Below are 14,095 nucleotides of genomic sequence, written 5' to 3' on the forward strand. Positions count from 1 at the left end.
GCTATCCGAGCGATGTATCCAGTCTGGTGTCACCGAGTCGCGCACTGAGCATTCGCCACGGGTCGGCATAGACGCCCGGGGAATTGCGGTAGGCGCCTTGGCGTGTGACGAAGGCCCGCGCCAGTGGGGCGATCAGCCGGGCCGGGTGCCGTTTCCACCCGGTCTCCGTTCGGATCTCCTCGAGCATGGCCGGCCAGGAATGGTGCTGGAATTTCAGCACCTCCTGCGCACGGGTGGTATCCATCCAGTCGGTGATGAACCAGTCGTCATCACTGTCCGGATTGCCCGGGCGACCCGGCGGCAGCACTCCGGGCAGGCCGCGCGCCGCGGCCAGCGACGAGCCGACGTCGCCCTGCAGCATCCGGTGGGAGTCGTCGCCGGCGATCAGCAGGATCTCACCGACCGCGTCGGCGACGGTCGCGGCGGCGAAAGCGGTTGCCACGTCCCGCACATCGACCATGTGGATCCTGTTGTCGACCGGCAGCGCGCTCTCGAAGTACAGTGCGTCCAGGCCGACCGGCATCGCCGACAGGTCGGTGCTCATCACCCCGCCCAGCCGTAGTACCACCCAGTCCAGTGCCGAGGCCCGGACGTATGCCTCGGATTCCAGCTTGTGCCCGCCGTACAACTCGGTCGGGCGGGGCGGGGTGTCCGCGCTGACGGGCTCGGTATGGCGGTGCGGGTTACGCGATCCGTAGACCGCGTTGCTGGAGGCCTGCACGAACCGGGGCGGATTCGGCGCGGCCGCGGCGGCGTCCACCAAGGTCTTGGTGGCGTCGACGTTGACCTTGCGGGCCAGCGCGGGGTTGCGGTAGATCGGGGGAACGATCACCGCAGCGAGGTGGACGATCGCGTCGGGGGCGGTATCGGCGATCAGCCGTTGCGCATCTGCGGGCACGGTCAGGTCGGCCCAGCGCGCTTGCACTCCGGGCGGAAGGGCTTGAGCCTTGGCCCGGTTGGCGTCGGTGCCCAGATCGGTGGCCACCACCCGGCGGCCCTCGGCGGCCAATGCCCGGACCGTGGCCGACCCGACGAGACCGAACGCCCCCGTGACGAGGACAGTGTCGGACATCGATTACTTCAGGCAGCTACCGGCGTCGACCGGCAGGGTGACACCGGTGATGTAGCGGGCCTCGTCGGAGGCCAGGAACAGCACGGCGTTGCTGATGTCGATGGCGTCCACCCACGGGATCGGCAGCGTGTGGAACATCTGGCAGATGGGCGCCATATCCTCGGCGCCCGGGTTCTCCAGGTCGGGCCGGAACATCTTGAAGGTGCCCTCGTTGTGCAGCATCTGGGTGCTGACGTGGGTGGGGTGCACGGTGTTGGCGCGGATGTTGTGATGGCCGAGTTCGACGGCGAAACCGCGCATCAGCCCGACGACACCGTGCTTGGCCGAGACGTAGTTGCCACAGTGCGGGTATGCCTTCAATCCGCCCACCGAACTGGTGAGGATGATGGAACCGCCCCGCCCGCCCGCGATGATGTGCGGCACAGCGGCTTTCACCGACTTCCACACGCCGGACAGGTTGATGTCGATCATCTCGTCCCAGTCGAGTTCGCTGGTCTCGTGCAGGGGATCGCCGCCGTTGCCGATACCGGCGTTGGCCACCACGATGTCGAGGCGGCCCAACTGCTCGACCCCGCTGTCGACGGCGGCCTTGACAGCGGCGGCGTCGCGGACGTCGACCTCGGCGGTGACGATGCGCCGGTTGAGGCCCTTCACGAGGTTGGCGGTCTCGGCGAGATCGTCAGGGGTGGAGGCGGGGATGGCCGTTTCCACGCCGGGCCGGATGGGTCCGGCGATGTCGATCGCGATGATGTCGGCGCCTTCTTCGGCCAGTCGCACGGCGTGGCTGCGGCCCTGCCCGCGCGCGGCGCCCGTCACGAATGCGACCTTGCCCTCTACCCGGCCTGCCATCTGGTCCTCAATTCTGCGTCAGTCACTTGTGCACTTGCTCAGCACTCTGTCACCGCGCGTCTGCCCATGTCAATGGCAAAATCAGATATGAATAACTAACCTCTCTGCTTAGAAGAATCACGCTCTCGTCAGAGGTGTTTCGGGCACCAGGGGTCCACCGTGGAGCGAATGCACGCAAGAGGTGCGGGTCGGCTGAGCCGGTCGGGACAGGTCAGCGTCCGGCGTCGGCGCCGCCCCGGGGCGAGCAGAGGTCTAGGTCTGCAAGAACCGAATTCTCAATCGTCGACGGCGAAACCGTGCGCGACGAAATCCCAGACTTCCTGTGCCGAGATCGGCTTGTTGGTGGTGTCGTCACCGCCGCTGGACTGTGCGACGAACATCACGGTCTGCATGGTCATCGCGGCCATCCGGCGTGGGTTGAGGCCCGGACGAATCTTGCCTGCTGCGTGCGCGTCTTCCATCAGTTCGGTGAGCAGGGCCAGCAGGGGAGCGTGCGCAACCTTCACTTCCGAGGGATGCGAGACGAGCAGCCGGGGCGCGAAGTCGGTGAACAGCGGTCGCTTGGCGGCCGGGTCGGGCCGCGAGGACTCGAACAGCAACTCGATGGCGACCTTGAGGCGCTCAACCGGATCGGCCTGGCCCGAGGTGGCGGCCCGGATCTGGTCGGCGGAACGGCTCAGTGCATCCTCGAACAGTGCCAACAGCAGCTCGTGCTTACCGTCGAACTGCAGGTAGAAGCTGCGCAACGACTGGCGGGAGCGGTCGACGACCTCTTGCACGGTGAAATCCGTGCTGCCCTTCTCGATGATGATCGACTGCGCGGCGTCGAGGAACCGCTGGACGCGCTGAGCGGCACGCAGCTTGGCCGTCTTGATGGAGCGTTCGACCGCGCGCTGCTTCCAGGCGGGTTCTTCGTTTGCGCTGGTCACCGGCTGCTCAGCTGCTTGCCGATTCGGGAGAACATGAGTGGACTGTACCGGAGAACGCCTGGGCATCGCGGTGCTCGACCCCCTCCGAACGCTCGTGTCGGAGACTGTAGCTTTCTCATGGCGAGAATAATATTCTCATTTCCGCATTTTCAGAAGGGCTACGGGGAAAGCGGCTTTCCGGACCACCGACGGTCGTCGCGTGGGAATGCGAATCAGAGCTGGGCCAGCCGCGGTGCCGAGCCACGGGCGCGCAGTCCCGCGCCGGCCTTCTTCGTCAGCTCCCGCGAGCTGCCCAGCAACCCGTCGAGCACCAGCGCGCGCTTGACGTGGCGGTGCAGATCGTGTTCTTCGGTGAACCCGATTCCACCGAGCACCTGCTGACAGTGCCTGGCCGCCGTCAGCGCCGCCTTGCCCGCGGCAGCCTTGGCCAGCAGCGCGGTGAGATCCGGGTTGGCCGCGCCGGGCAGGATCAGCGTCGCCTCGGCACCCTCGACGGCCACCAGCGTCTCGGCCAGCCGGTGTCGCACCGCCTGGAACGACGCAATCGGCTTACCGAACTGGACCCGGTCCAGCGCATGCCGACGGGCCAGGGACAACATGGCCCTTGCCGAGCCGACCAGCCACCAGGCCACGGCGATGCGTGCCTCGGCCACCCGGATCGGATAGCCCTCCTCCTCACGGCGCAACGGCAGACCACCGAGCGTCGGTTCGGTGGTTTCCGCCGAGATCCGGTCCCAGACGACCCACGTGTTACCCGCGTAGGGCAGTGGCAGTTCGACGGTGTCACCGATGGTGTTGCCGGTGGCGTGCAGCACGACGTCGACCAGAACCGAAGCGTGCGAACCGGTTTCGCCGAGCAGCCGGAACACCAGCGGCACCGCCAGTTCGGGGATGTCGGTCAGCATCTCGGCCCAGCCGAGGTCGGTGAGGGCTGCATCCAGTGCGGGGCCGGAGGTGGCCAGCATCGTCTTGCGCAGGGTGTCTTCGAGAAGCGTCAGCGACTCGGCGTCGAGCGCGGTGGCCATGTTCACTCTTTCCCGAGGTCCAGCAGGCGGCGGGCGATGATGTTGCGCTGCACTTCGGCGGTGCCGCCGTAGATCGTCGCGGCGCGCGAATACAGGTACTCGGTGCGCCATTCGGTGTCATCGAGCTCGATGACACCGGACAGCAGGTCGTGGGCGGTGTCGTAGAGCCGTTGTTCGGCAGCGGCCAGCAGCACCTTGTCGATCGAGGTCTCCGGGCCCAGCTTGTGGCCGTCGGCCAGTCGGTGCTGGGTGGCGCGGGACCGGCAGCGCAGGGTGTGCAGGGCCAGGTATACCTCGCCCATGTCGGCGTCCACCGTCTGCCCGTCGCGCTTCACCTCGTCGATGAGGGTGTCGAACCGGGAGTACAGGTAGGCGATGCGCTGCCAGAAGCAGGTCGACCGTTCGTAGGGGAGCAGGTCCATCGCCAGCTGCCAGCCGTCGCCGGGCTTGCCGAGCATCCGGGCTGCGTCGACCTCGACGTTGTCGAAGTACACCTCGCAGAACTCGTCGACGCCGTGCATGGTCTGCAGCGGGCGCACGGTGACACCGGGGCTGTCGAGGTCGACGAAGAACGCCGTGATCGCTTGATGATCGGGAGTGTCCGCGTCGCCGGTGCGGGTGAGCAGGATGCAGCGGTGGGAGTACTGGGCGAAGCTGGTCCACACCTTCTGCCCGTTGACGACGTAGCGATCCTCATCGCCCTTCTTGTCGGCTCTGGTGGTCAGCGAGGCCAGGTCGCTGCCGGAGCCCGGCTCCGAGAAGCCCTGGCACCACTGTTCCTCGCCGGACAGGAGTTTGGGCACCATCTCCGCCGCCAGTGCCTCGGGGGCGTAGTCGATCATCGTCGGTGCCAGCACCTCGAGCATCGAATACGGCCCGGGCTCGGCCAGCCGCCGGCCCACCACCTCTTCGCCGACGATGGCGCGCAGCATCGCCGGGCCGCCGAGCCCGCCCGCGTGTTCGGGCCAGCCGTAGCGGCTCCAGCCCGCGTCGTACAACGCCTTCTGCACGCGGGCGAACTGGCGGATGTGGCCTTCGAGGGAGTGATCGTCCGGTGGGTTCAGGTCGTTCTCGGCGAGCCACTGCTGCAGTGCCGCGCGGAATGTGGCGGGGTCGTGGAGCTCGCTCATGCGGTAGGCCGTCCGATGGCGTGCGGCTTGCCGTGATCGTGCGCGCCGCTGCGCCGGATGAACGTCATGGCCCGGGTCGCCAGGCGCCAGCCCGCTTCGGTGCGCACGTAGGTGTCGCGGTAGTAGCCGATCCGCATATCGTGCGCCGAGTGCTCGATGAAGCACAGCGGCTGCGTGCCGCTGGCGGTGTCCGCGCCCTCGACCAGGTCGACCAACGCGGTACCGGTCATGAACAACCCCTTCGGTGCGGCGTCGACCAGCACCGGAAAGCGTTCCAGGACATAGGTTTCGCCGAAGGCGCTGTAGGTGCCGTCCGGGGTGAACACGCTGACCAGCCCCTCGATGTCACCCTGGGTGATGGTGACCGCGTACTTGGCAAGCAGCTGCTGGATCTCGACCAGGTCGTCAGTTCGGCTAGGAGCCATCGGCGTACTCATTCTTGTAGACCTTACCGCCCTTCATTACAAATGTAACGTTCTGTGTAACGGTGATGTCCTCCAGGGGGTTGCCCGGGACGGCGATGATGTCGGCCAGCAACCCTTCGGCCAGCCGGCCTCGATCCGTGGCATTGATCAGCTCGGCCGCGATGGTGGTGGCCGACCGCAGCACCGCGGCCGGGGGCATGCCCCACTCCACCAGGGTGACGAGTTCATCGGCGTTGCGACCGTGGGGGATGGCCGGGGCGTCGGTCCCGACGGCGATCTTCACCCCGGCCTCGTACGCCGCCTTGAGTGACGTCTCGGCCTTCGGGAACATCTCGGCCGCCTTGTCCTGCAACACCTTCGGTGCATGCGAGACGTCCATCGCCTGGGCCAGCCGCCGGGTGGTGACCAAGAACCGGTCGTTGTCGACGAGCGCCCGGATGGCTTCGTCGTCCATCAGGAAGCCGTGTTCGATGCAGTCGATACCGCATGCGACGGCGTGTTTGACCGCTTCGGCGCCGTGCGTGTGGGCGGCCACCCGCAGGCCGCGGCGGTGGGCCTCGTCGACGATCGCACGCAGTTCCTCATCCGAATAGTGCTGTGCCCCAGCCTCACCCGTCAGAGACATCACGCCACCGGAGACGCAGACCTTGATCAGCTGGGCGCCGTGTTTGATCTGATAGCGCACCGCCTTGCGGACCTCGTCGACGCCGTTGGCGATGCCCTCTTCGACCGTGAGTTCCAGGGCGCCGGGCATGAACGCGGCGAACATCGTCGGGTCCAGGTGCCCGCCGGTCGGGGTGATGGCGTGGCCGGCGGGCACGATCCGCGGGCCGTCCACCCAACCGGCGTCGATGGCCTTGCCCAGTGCGACGTCCAAGAGGTAGCCGCCGGTCTTGACGAACAGGCCCAGGTTGCGCACGGTGGTGAACCCGGCGCGCAGCGTGCGCCGGGCATTGCCCACCGCGCGCAGCACGCGGGTCGGCGGGTCGTCCTGGACCTGGGACAGGCCGGGGTTCTCCCCGCGACCACCCATGAGCAGGTTGACCTCCATGTCCATCAGGCCTGGCAGCAGGTAGGCGTCGCCCAGGTCGATGACGTCGGAGCTCTCACCTTCTGCACTTTCACCGATGCCGACAATCCGGTCTCCGGACACCCGAACGATGCCGGGGCGGATGATCGCCCCGGCTTCGACGTCGACCAGACCCGCGGCTTTGAGGGTCAGCACGACTAGACCACCGGCTCCTCGATCAGCTGGATGTAGGCCGCACCGCTGTCGAGCACCCGCGGCTGCTTCCACACCTCGATCGGGAAGCTCACCATGACGATCGACTGCCCGAGGTGGACGAGAGCCTTGGCGTCGGCGGGCATGCTCGACAGCGGAAAGCGCGCGTCGACGTAGACCATGATGTCCTCAAGCCGTTTCATGCCGGCGTCGTAGAGTTCCTGCATCTGCTCCATCGACGAGCTCAGGCGTTTGGCGTAACGCTCCTCCTCCGTGGGCAGGCACCAGTCGGAGAACCGCTCCAGGTCGGCGAATTCCTCGGGCAGCTTAGACATTCGCTGATTCCTTCTCGGTCGTCGCGGTGGTGTTTCCCGTCGCTTCGCTCGCCTTGGCATGCTTGCCGTTGGTGGTCGTACTCCCGGCGTCATCGGCCAGTGATGCCTTGTACCTGTCAACGTACTGGTGTGCTGTCATGTGCAGGTGGCGAAGCAGAATCTCCTGATCGCACAGCGGAAATTCGGTGACGGCGCGGGTGCCGATCTGCGTCTGGGTGGCCTCCAGGGTGTTGGCGTCCTGGAACGCGTACTCCTTGAACGTCACCGCGGCCAGCTCCTGGGAGAGCCGTTCGCGCAGGTTCTTCGGCGGCACGAAATACAGGTCGGCCTCGAAGATGTGCGTGTCCACCCCGGTCGGCCAGTAGTTGTAGGTCAGGTACCACCCCGGTGCCCAGAACAGCAGGGTCCAGTTCGGGAAGAACTCGAAAGAGTCGGTGCCCCAAGTCTTGTGGCGTCCTGGATTGATGGCCGGTGGCAGCTCGTCGGGCAGGATGCCCGCGATGTCGGGGCGGTCCCACGGCCCGAACAGGCCGCTGTGCAGGATCCGCTCGATGGGCTTGACCATGTTGAGGTCCTTCGGCGGTGACATCCCGCCCCACGACGACACCATCGAGTGATCGCCCTTGATGTCGTAGGCCAGCGCCTCGAAGCCGAACTGGGCCAGCTTCTCGGCCTCCTCCTTCTCCGCCTGCTTCATGTGCAGGATCGGCGCGTGGTAGAACTCGGTGAACGCGTCGATGAACAGCTTCCAGTTGGCGTTGATCTCGGAGCGGTAGCTGTAGTGCTCGGTCATCTCGTGGAACGGATAACCCTTGAGTCCCTCGCCGAATTCGCCGAGATAGTCGACCAACGGTTCGGCGTCGTCGTCGAAGTTGACGAAGATGAAGCCTTCCCACACCTCGCAGCGCACCGGCTTGAGCGGGTAGTCGGCCTTGTCCAGGTCGAAGAACTCGCTCTCCTGTTGGACGAAGGTCAGGTCGCCTTTCAGGTCGTAGCGCCAGGCGTGGTACTTGCAGACGAACTGCCGGCAGCTTCCGGAGACCTCTTCATTGGGATAGTCGTTCCAGACCAGCTTGTTCCCGCGGTGACGGCACAGGTTGTAGAAGGCGCGGATCTCGTCGCCGTCGTTGACGATGATGATCGACACGCCAGGCCCGACCGACGGGAGTTCGCGGGTGACGTAGCGGCCCTTCTTCGGGACGAGTTCCACGCGGCCCATGTGCAGCCAGGTCTTACGGAAGATGGCCTGCTGTTCGAGCTTCCAGTGCTCGGGGTCGACCGAATCGGTGTAGTCGACCGGCGCCGTGCCGAGTTCCGGCCAGTTCTCGGTCCAGCTCCCGGCGGCTGGTTTGGGGAAAAACGCCACGGTGTTACCTCTCCTGTTGATGCGACGGTGTCGAGTGCCGGGCCGCCTCCCTGGTGGCTTCGGCCGTGTCTTCTCCGCTACGAGAATCATATTCTCATATCTGACTAACAGATTTCCACTCTTTGGCCGTAAGGTCAACGCCAACGTCAGCGGTCATACCCGCGCGGAATGGCGGTGCTGGCGGAAAAAGCACGGTCAGCGGTGCGAAACATCGTCGCGGACGTTGATTCTCGTGTTGTGAGAAGTTAGTTTGCATTCAGTGAGAATTGAGCCCGACGATCGGGGCGGAACGTCGAAAGGGACATCTATGCATCACGACGACATGATTTTGATCAGCGTCGACGACCACATCATCGAGCCGCCCGACATGTTCAAGAACCACCTGCCGGCCAGGTACGTGGACGAGGCGCCGCGGCTGGTGCACAACCCGGACGGGTCGGATACCTGGCAGTTCCGCGACACCGTCATTCCGAACGTCGCGCTCAACGCCGTGGCCGGGCGGCCCAAAGAGGAGTACGGCCTGGAGCCCCAGGGTCTCGACGAGATCCGCAAAGGCTGCTACGACGCGGCCGAGCGGGTCAAGGACATGAATGCCGGTGGAGTGCTGGCCACGATGAACTTCCCGTCGTTTCCCGGTTTCGCCGCGCGGCTTTTCGCCACCGAGGACGCCGACTTCTCGCTGGCGTTGGTGCAGGCCTACAACGACTGGCATATCGACGAGTGGTGCGGCTCCCATCCGGGTCGCTTCATTCCGATGGCCATCCCCGCGATCTGGGATCCGGTGCTCTGCGCTCAGGAGATCCGTCGCGTCTCGAAGAAAGGTGTGCACTCGCTGACCTTCACCGAGAACCCCTCTGCGCTGGGGTATCCGAGCTTTCACGACCTGGAGTACTGGAAGCCGCTGTGGGATGCCCTGGTCGACACCGACACGGTGATGAACGTGCACATCGGGTCCTCGGGCCGGCTGGCCATCACCGCCCCGGACGCGCCGATGGACGTGATGATCACCCTGCAACCGATGAACATCGTGCAGGCGGCCGCGGATCTGTTGTGGTCGGCGCCGATCAAGGCCTATCCGGATCTGAAGATCGCGCTGAGTGAGGGCGGCACCGGATGGATCCCGTACTTTCTGGACCGGGTGGACCGCACCTATGAGATGCATTCGACGTGGACACACCAGGACTTCGGCGGCAAGCTGCCCTCGGAGGTGTTCCGCGAGCACTTCATGACGTGTTTCATCTCCGATCCGGTCGGGGTGAAGAACCGCCACGCGATCGGGGTGGACAACATCTGCTGGGAGATGGACTACCCGCACTCGGACTCCATGTGGCCCGGTGCGCCCGAGGAGCTCGGCGCGGTGTTCGACACCTACGACGTTCCCGACGACGAGATCAACAAGATCACCCACGAGAACGCCATGCGGCTGTACCACTTCGAGCCGTTCCAGCACATCCCACGCGAGCACGCCACCGTCGGCGCGTTGCGCAAACTGGCCGAAGGACACGATGTGTCGATCCAGGCGCTCAGTCACCACGACAAGCGCACCGGCTCGGATATCGCAGATTTCACCGCCAACGCACGTGCGGTCACCGGCGTCAAAGACTAGCCAGAGCGCAGCTTCGACGGGCGGTGCAGGGGACACCTGCACCGTGCCGTCGTGTGCGCGGACTGAGGAGGGAACCATGTCTGCGGGAATGAACTTCGAGCTGACCGAGGATCAACAGCTGATTCGCAAGTCCGTGGCGGAACTGGCGTCCAGATTCGACGACCACTACTGGATGGAGAAGGACCAGGCGCACGAGTTCCCCACCGAGTTCTACGACGCCATTGCCGCCGGCGGGTGGCTGGGTATGACGATTCCCGAAGAATACGGCGGGCACGGTCTCGGCATCACCGAGGCGACCATCCTGGCCGAGGAGGTGGCCCGCTCCGGCGGCGCGATGAACGCCGCGAGCTCCATCCACATGTCGATCTTCGGGATGCAGCCGGTGGTGGTGTTCGGCTCCGAGGAGATGAAGAAGGCCACGTTGCCGCGGATCGTCGACGGGGACCTGCACGTGTGCTTCGGAGTCACCGAACCCGGTGCGGGGCTGGACACGTCACGCATCACCACGTTCGCCAAACGCGATGGTGACCACTATGTGGTCAACGGTCGCAAGGTGTGGATCTCCAAGGCGCTGGAATCCGAGAAGATCCTGCTGCTGACCCGCACGGAGAGCCGCGACGACGTGCAGAAGCGCGGGGGTAAGCCGACCGAGGGCCTGACCCTGTTCCTCACCGACATCGACCGCGACCACGTCGACATCCGCCCGATCAGGAAGATGGGTCGCAATGCCGTCAGCTCCAACGAGGTGTTCATCGACGATCTGCGGGTCCCGGTCTGCGACCGGATCGGCGACGAGGGCAAGGGTTTCTCCTACATCCTGCACGGCCTCAACCCCGAGCGGATGCTGATCGCCGCCGAGGCACTCGGTATCGGCCGGGTGGCGCTGGACCGCGCGGTGAAATATGCCAACGAGCGCGTGGTGTTCGACAGGCCCATCGGCATGAACCAGGGCATCCAGTTCCCGCTGGCCGACTCGCTGGCCCGGCTCGATGCGGCCGAGCTGATCCTGCGCAAGGCGACCTGGCTCTACGACAACGGCAAACCCTGTGGCCGCGAGGCCAATATGGCCAAGTATCTGTGCGCGGATGCCGGGTTCTCGGCAGCGGACCGCGCTTTGCAGACCCACGGCGGGATGGGTTACTCGGAGGAGTACCACATCTCGCGGTTCTTCCGGGAGTCGCGCCTGATGAAGATCGCCCCGGTGAGCCAGGAGATGATCCTGAACTTCCTGGCTGCCAACGTCCTGGGTCTGCCCAAGAGCTACTGACGCCCGCGACCGCGAGATTGCACGTGCTGCGGGGTGCACTCGCACTTTCGCGCGGTAAGCGCAATCTCGCGGTGATACAGAGAGGACTGCACGCCACATGAGGACATACTTCGACCTGACCGGCCGCTCGGCGCTGGTCACCGGCGCGGGGGCGGGGATCGGCGCCGGCGTTTCCGAGGCGCTGGCCGCCGCGGGTGCTGCGGTGCTGGTCACCGATATCAGCGGTGACGCCGCCGCCGCGGTCGCCGAGCGGATCAACACCGCGGGCGGTAAAGCCGACAGCGCCCCGCTGGATGTGAGCGACCGGGACGCCGCGGTGGCCGCCGCCGCGCAGGCGGCCGGCCTCGGCGCGGGCAGCCTGCACATCGTGGTCAACAACGCCGGGGTCACCGCTCCGGCGATGTTTCCCAAGCTGACCGACGAGACGTTCCGGCTGACCTTCGACATCCACGTGATGGGGACATTCCACGTGACCCAGGCCGCGTTGCCGCACATCCCCACCGACGGGACCGGCCGCGTCATCAACGTGACGTCCTCGGCGGGCATCACCGGCACGCTGGGGCAGGTCAACTACTCGGCGGCCAAGGCCGGCATCATCGGCATGACCAAATCGCTGGCCCGGGAGCTCGCGACCAAGAACATCATGGTCAACGCCCTGGCCCCGCTGGCGGCCACCCCGATGACCGAGACGATCCGCACCAACGAGAAGTTCGCGGCCAACATGATGAACCGCATCCCGCTGAAACGCTGGGCCGAGGCCGAAGAGGTCGCGGGTGCCTTCGTCTTCCTGGCCTCCGATGCCGCGTCGTACATCACCGGCCAGGTGCTGCCGGTCGACGGCGGCATGGTTATGTGAAGTCGTGACCAGTACCGCGCCGCTGTCCGGCATCACCGTCGTTGCCATGGAGCAGGCGGTGTCCGCGCCGATGTGCACCCGGGTCCTGGCCGACTTCGGCGCCCGGGTGATCAAGATCGAAAACCCCGAGGGCGGTGACTTCGCCCGCGACTACGACGACGTGGTGCTGGGGCAGGCCGCGCATTTCGTGTGGGCGAACCGGGGCAAGGAATCGGTCACGCTGAACCTCAAGTCCCCGGCGGGGATGGAGGTGCTGCACCGGCTGCTCTCCCGAGCCGACGCGTTCGTGTCCAATCTGGCCCCCGGCGCCACGGCCCGGCTCGGGCTGGCCCCTGAGGATCTGAAAGAGCGCCACCCACAGGTCATTTCACTGGAGATCGACGGTTACGGTCCGGGCGGGCCGCTGTCGGAGAAGCGTGCCTACGATCTGTTGGTGCAGGCGGAGTCGGGATCGTGCGCGTCCACCGGTCAGGCCGGGATGCCGGCCAAACCGGGGGCGGCGGTCGCCGATATCACCACGGGCCTGTATTCGGCGCTGTCCATCATGGCGCTGCTGCTCGGGCGGGCGCGACAGGGCGACACGGGGGCGGCGCCCTCGGTGGCGGTGAGCTTGTTCGACACGATGACCGACATCATGGGCTACCAGTTGACCTACACCCAGCACTCCGGAATCGACCAGATTCCGCTCGGCATGAGCTCACCGGCGGTCGCCCCGTACGGCTCGTTCCCGACGCGGGACGGGCAGACGGTGGTGTTGGGCACCACCAACGACCGGGAGTGGCAGCGGCTGGCCCGCGAGATCATCGAACGCCCCGACCTGGCCGATGACGCGCGATTCGCCACCAACTCCGACCGCTGCGCGCACCGCGACGAACTCAACGCCGCCATCGAATCCTGGTGCGCCCAGCACGATCTGGCGGATATTCAGGAGACCGCGGACCGGGCCGGGATCGGCAACTCCCGCTACAACCTGCCCAGCGAGGTCATCGCGCACCCGCACCTGAAGGCACGGGACCGCTGGCGTGAGGTCGGTACCCCGAACGGGACGATCTCCGCACTCCTGCCGCCACCGGTGATCAGTGGCTTCGAGATGGGGATGGGTGCGGTGCCGGGCCTGGGCCAGCACACCGACGCGGTGCTGGGTGAGCTGGGTTTCGCTGCCGACGACGTCGCCGCCTTGCGCTCGGACGGCGCGATCGGTCCGGAGTACCGGTGAGCGTGCTGCTGGCCGAGGACCGCGACGGTGTGCGGACGTTGACCCTGAACCGGCCGGAACGCAAGAACGCCCTCGACCCGGAGCTGTGGGGCGCGCTGGCCGAGGCGTTGCGCGTCGCCGACACCGATGACGCGGTGCGGGCGCTGGTCCTCACCGGCGCCGGGGGAGCCTTCTGCTCGGGAGCCGATATCGGGACCGGAGAGGTCATCCACCCGCGACGCAAACTGCAGCGGCTCACCGATGTCGCGCTGGCGCTGCACCACCTGTCGGTGCCGACCATCGCCAAGGTCACCGGCGTCGCCGTCGGGGCCGGCTGGAACCTGGCGCTGGGCTGCGATCTCGTGGTCGCCACCCCGGAATCGAAGTTCTGCCAGATCTTCTCCAAGCGCGGCCTGTCGGTCGATCTGGGGGGATCCTGGCTGCTGCCGAAACTCGTTGGGCTGCAACAGGCCAAGCGACTGGTGATGCTGGCCGACATGATATCGGCGGACGAAGCACTGCGACTCGGCCTGGTGACCTGGGTGCGGGCGGCCGAAGAGATCGACGGATTCGTCGGCGAACTGGCCGACCGACTCGCCGGGGGACCGCCGTTCGCGCTGGCGCAGAGCAAGGCGCTGCTCAACGACGGCGCCAGTGCGAGTTTCGCCCAGGCGCTGGCCAACGAGGCGCGCGCCCAGCCGGGCAATTTCGCCACCATCGACGCGGCGGAGGCGTACGCGGCGTTCGCCGCCAAACGTGACCCGTCGTTCACCGGAACCTGGGCGGTACCGTCCGCCGTCGAGACCTCCAAGGAGTAA

General features: G+C 66.3%; 14 protein-coding genes. 5 read left to right on the forward strand and 9 right to left on the reverse strand.

What is annotated here, in order from left to right; all coding sequences use genetic code 11:
• Position 1: 1 nt before the first annotated feature.
• From FHU31_RS18735 to FHU31_RS18775, 9 genes are all read right to left on the reverse strand, one after another.
• Positions 2-1,072 carry an NAD-dependent epimerase/dehydratase family protein gene (locus tag FHU31_RS18735; RefSeq protein ID WP_167161384.1) on the reverse strand — a complete coding sequence of 357 codons (1,071 nt, stop codon included), beginning with the start codon at positions 1,070-1,072 and terminating at the stop codon, positions 2-4.
• Positions 1,073-1,075: 3 nt separating this feature from the next.
• Positions 1,076-1,921 carry a mycofactocin-coupled SDR family oxidoreductase gene (locus FHU31_RS18740; protein WP_090353008.1) on the reverse strand — a complete coding sequence of 282 codons (846 nt, stop codon included), beginning with the start codon at positions 1,919-1,921 and terminating at the stop codon, positions 1,076-1,078.
• 275 nt (positions 1,922-2,196) lie between these two features.
• Complete coding sequence (locus FHU31_RS18745; RefSeq protein ID WP_167161386.1) at positions 2,197-2,916, reverse strand: TetR/AcrR family transcriptional regulator; 720 nt, start codon at positions 2,914-2,916, stop codon at positions 2,197-2,199.
• Between the two features lie 146 nt (positions 2,917-3,062).
• A complete protein-coding gene (locus tag FHU31_RS18750) occupies positions 3,063-3,875 on the reverse strand; it encodes an acyl-CoA dehydrogenase family protein (RefSeq protein ID WP_167161387.1) in 813 nt (270 codons plus the stop codon).
• Positions 3,876-3,877: 2 nt separating this feature from the next.
• Entirely contained in the window at positions 3,878-5,005 is a 1,128-nt protein-coding gene (locus FHU31_RS18755; protein WP_167161390.1) for an acyl-CoA dehydrogenase family protein, read from the reverse strand.
• On the reverse strand, positions 5,002-5,442 hold the full coding sequence (locus FHU31_RS18760) for a nuclear transport factor 2 family protein (RefSeq protein ID WP_167161392.1): 441 nt from the start codon (positions 5,440-5,442) through the stop codon (positions 5,002-5,004). The genes FHU31_RS18755 and FHU31_RS18760 overlap by 4 nt, the downstream gene beginning before the upstream one ends.
• Positions 5,420-6,655, reverse strand: a complete 1,236-nt coding sequence (locus FHU31_RS18765; protein WP_167161394.1) for a metal-dependent hydrolase family protein — start codon at positions 6,653-6,655, stop codon at positions 5,420-5,422. Before FHU31_RS18765 ends, FHU31_RS18760 begins: the two co-directional genes overlap by 23 nt.
• Positions 6,656-6,657: 2 nt before the next feature.
• Positions 6,658-6,987: a hypothetical protein gene (locus FHU31_RS18770; RefSeq protein WP_167161396.1), complete on the reverse strand. Its 330-nt coding sequence runs from the start codon at positions 6,985-6,987 to the stop codon at positions 6,658-6,660.
• Positions 6,980-8,353 (reverse strand): aromatic ring-hydroxylating oxygenase subunit alpha, encoded by a 1,374-nt coding sequence (locus FHU31_RS18775; RefSeq protein WP_167161398.1) that lies wholly within the window; start codon positions 8,351-8,353, stop codon positions 6,980-6,982. The genes FHU31_RS18770 and FHU31_RS18775 overlap by 8 nt, the downstream gene beginning before the upstream one ends.
• Positions 8,354-8,660: 307 nt before the next feature.
• On the opposite strand from FHU31_RS18775, the gene FHU31_RS18780 reads away from it, so the two are divergent.
• The 5 genes from FHU31_RS18780 to FHU31_RS18800 all read left to right on the forward strand — a co-directional run bounded on the left by FHU31_RS18780 (position 8,661) and on the right by FHU31_RS18800 (position 14,095).
• Entirely contained in the window at positions 8,661-9,959 is a 1,299-nt protein-coding gene (locus tag FHU31_RS18780; protein WP_167161400.1) for an amidohydrolase family protein, read from the forward strand.
• 76 nt (positions 9,960-10,035) lie between these two features.
• On the forward strand, positions 10,036-11,226 hold the full coding sequence (locus FHU31_RS18785; RefSeq protein ID WP_167161402.1) for an acyl-CoA dehydrogenase family protein: 1,191 nt from the start codon (positions 10,036-10,038) through the stop codon (positions 11,224-11,226).
• 97 nt (positions 11,227-11,323) lie between these two features.
• On the forward strand, positions 11,324-12,082 hold the full coding sequence (locus FHU31_RS18790; protein ID WP_167161403.1) for an SDR family NAD(P)-dependent oxidoreductase: 759 nt from the start codon (positions 11,324-11,326) through the stop codon (positions 12,080-12,082).
• A 4-nt stretch (positions 12,083-12,086) separates the two neighbouring features.
• Positions 12,087-13,298: a CaiB/BaiF CoA transferase family protein gene (locus tag FHU31_RS18795; protein WP_263988212.1), complete on the forward strand. Its 1,212-nt coding sequence runs from the start codon at positions 12,087-12,089 to the stop codon at positions 13,296-13,298.
• A gap of 2 nt (positions 13,299-13,300) precedes the next feature.
• Entirely contained in the window at positions 13,301-14,095 is a 795-nt protein-coding gene (locus FHU31_RS18800; RefSeq protein WP_167162842.1) for an enoyl-CoA hydratase/isomerase family protein, read from the forward strand.

It is taken from the genome of Mycolicibacterium fluoranthenivorans, assembly GCF_011758805.1.
Classification (GTDB): domain Bacteria; phylum Actinomycetota; class Actinomycetes; order Mycobacteriales; family Mycobacteriaceae; genus Mycobacterium; species Mycobacterium fluoranthenivorans.

Bases quoted from the DNA above. Each gene is read 5' to 3' on its own strand.
- FHU31_RS18750 (WP_167161387.1), bottom strand. From the start codon at position 3,875: ATGGCCACCGCGCTCGACGCCGAGTCGCTGACGCTTCTCGAAGACACC.
- FHU31_RS18755 (WP_167161390.1), bottom strand. From the start codon at position 5,005: ATGAGCGAGCTCCACGACCCCGCCACATTCCGCGCGGCACTGCAGCAG.
- FHU31_RS18780 (WP_167161400.1), top strand. From the start codon at position 8,661: ATGCATCACGACGACATGATTTTGATCAGCGTCGACGACCACATCATC.
- FHU31_RS18745 (WP_167161386.1), bottom strand. From the start codon at position 2,916: ATGCCCAGGCGTTCTCCGGTACAGTCCACTCATGTTCTCCCGAATCGG.
- FHU31_RS18790 (WP_167161403.1), top strand. From the start codon at position 11,324: ATGAGGACATACTTCGACCTGACCGGCCGCTCGGCGCTGGTCACCGGC.
- FHU31_RS18740 (WP_090353008.1), bottom strand. From the start codon at position 1,921: ATGGCAGGCCGGGTAGAGGGCAAGGTCGCATTCGTGACGGGCGCCGCG.
- FHU31_RS18785 (WP_167161402.1), top strand. From the start codon at position 10,036: ATGTCTGCGGGAATGAACTTCGAGCTGACCGAGGATCAACAGCTGATT.
- FHU31_RS18760 (WP_167161392.1), bottom strand. From the start codon at position 5,442: ATGAGTACGCCGATGGCTCCTAGCCGAACTGACGACCTGGTCGAGATC.
- FHU31_RS18770 (WP_167161396.1), bottom strand. From the start codon at position 6,987: ATGTCTAAGCTGCCCGAGGAATTCGCCGACCTGGAGCGGTTCTCCGAC.
- FHU31_RS18735 (WP_167161384.1), bottom strand. From the start codon at position 1,072: ATGTCCGACACTGTCCTCGTCACGGGGGCGTTCGGTCTCGTCGGGTCG.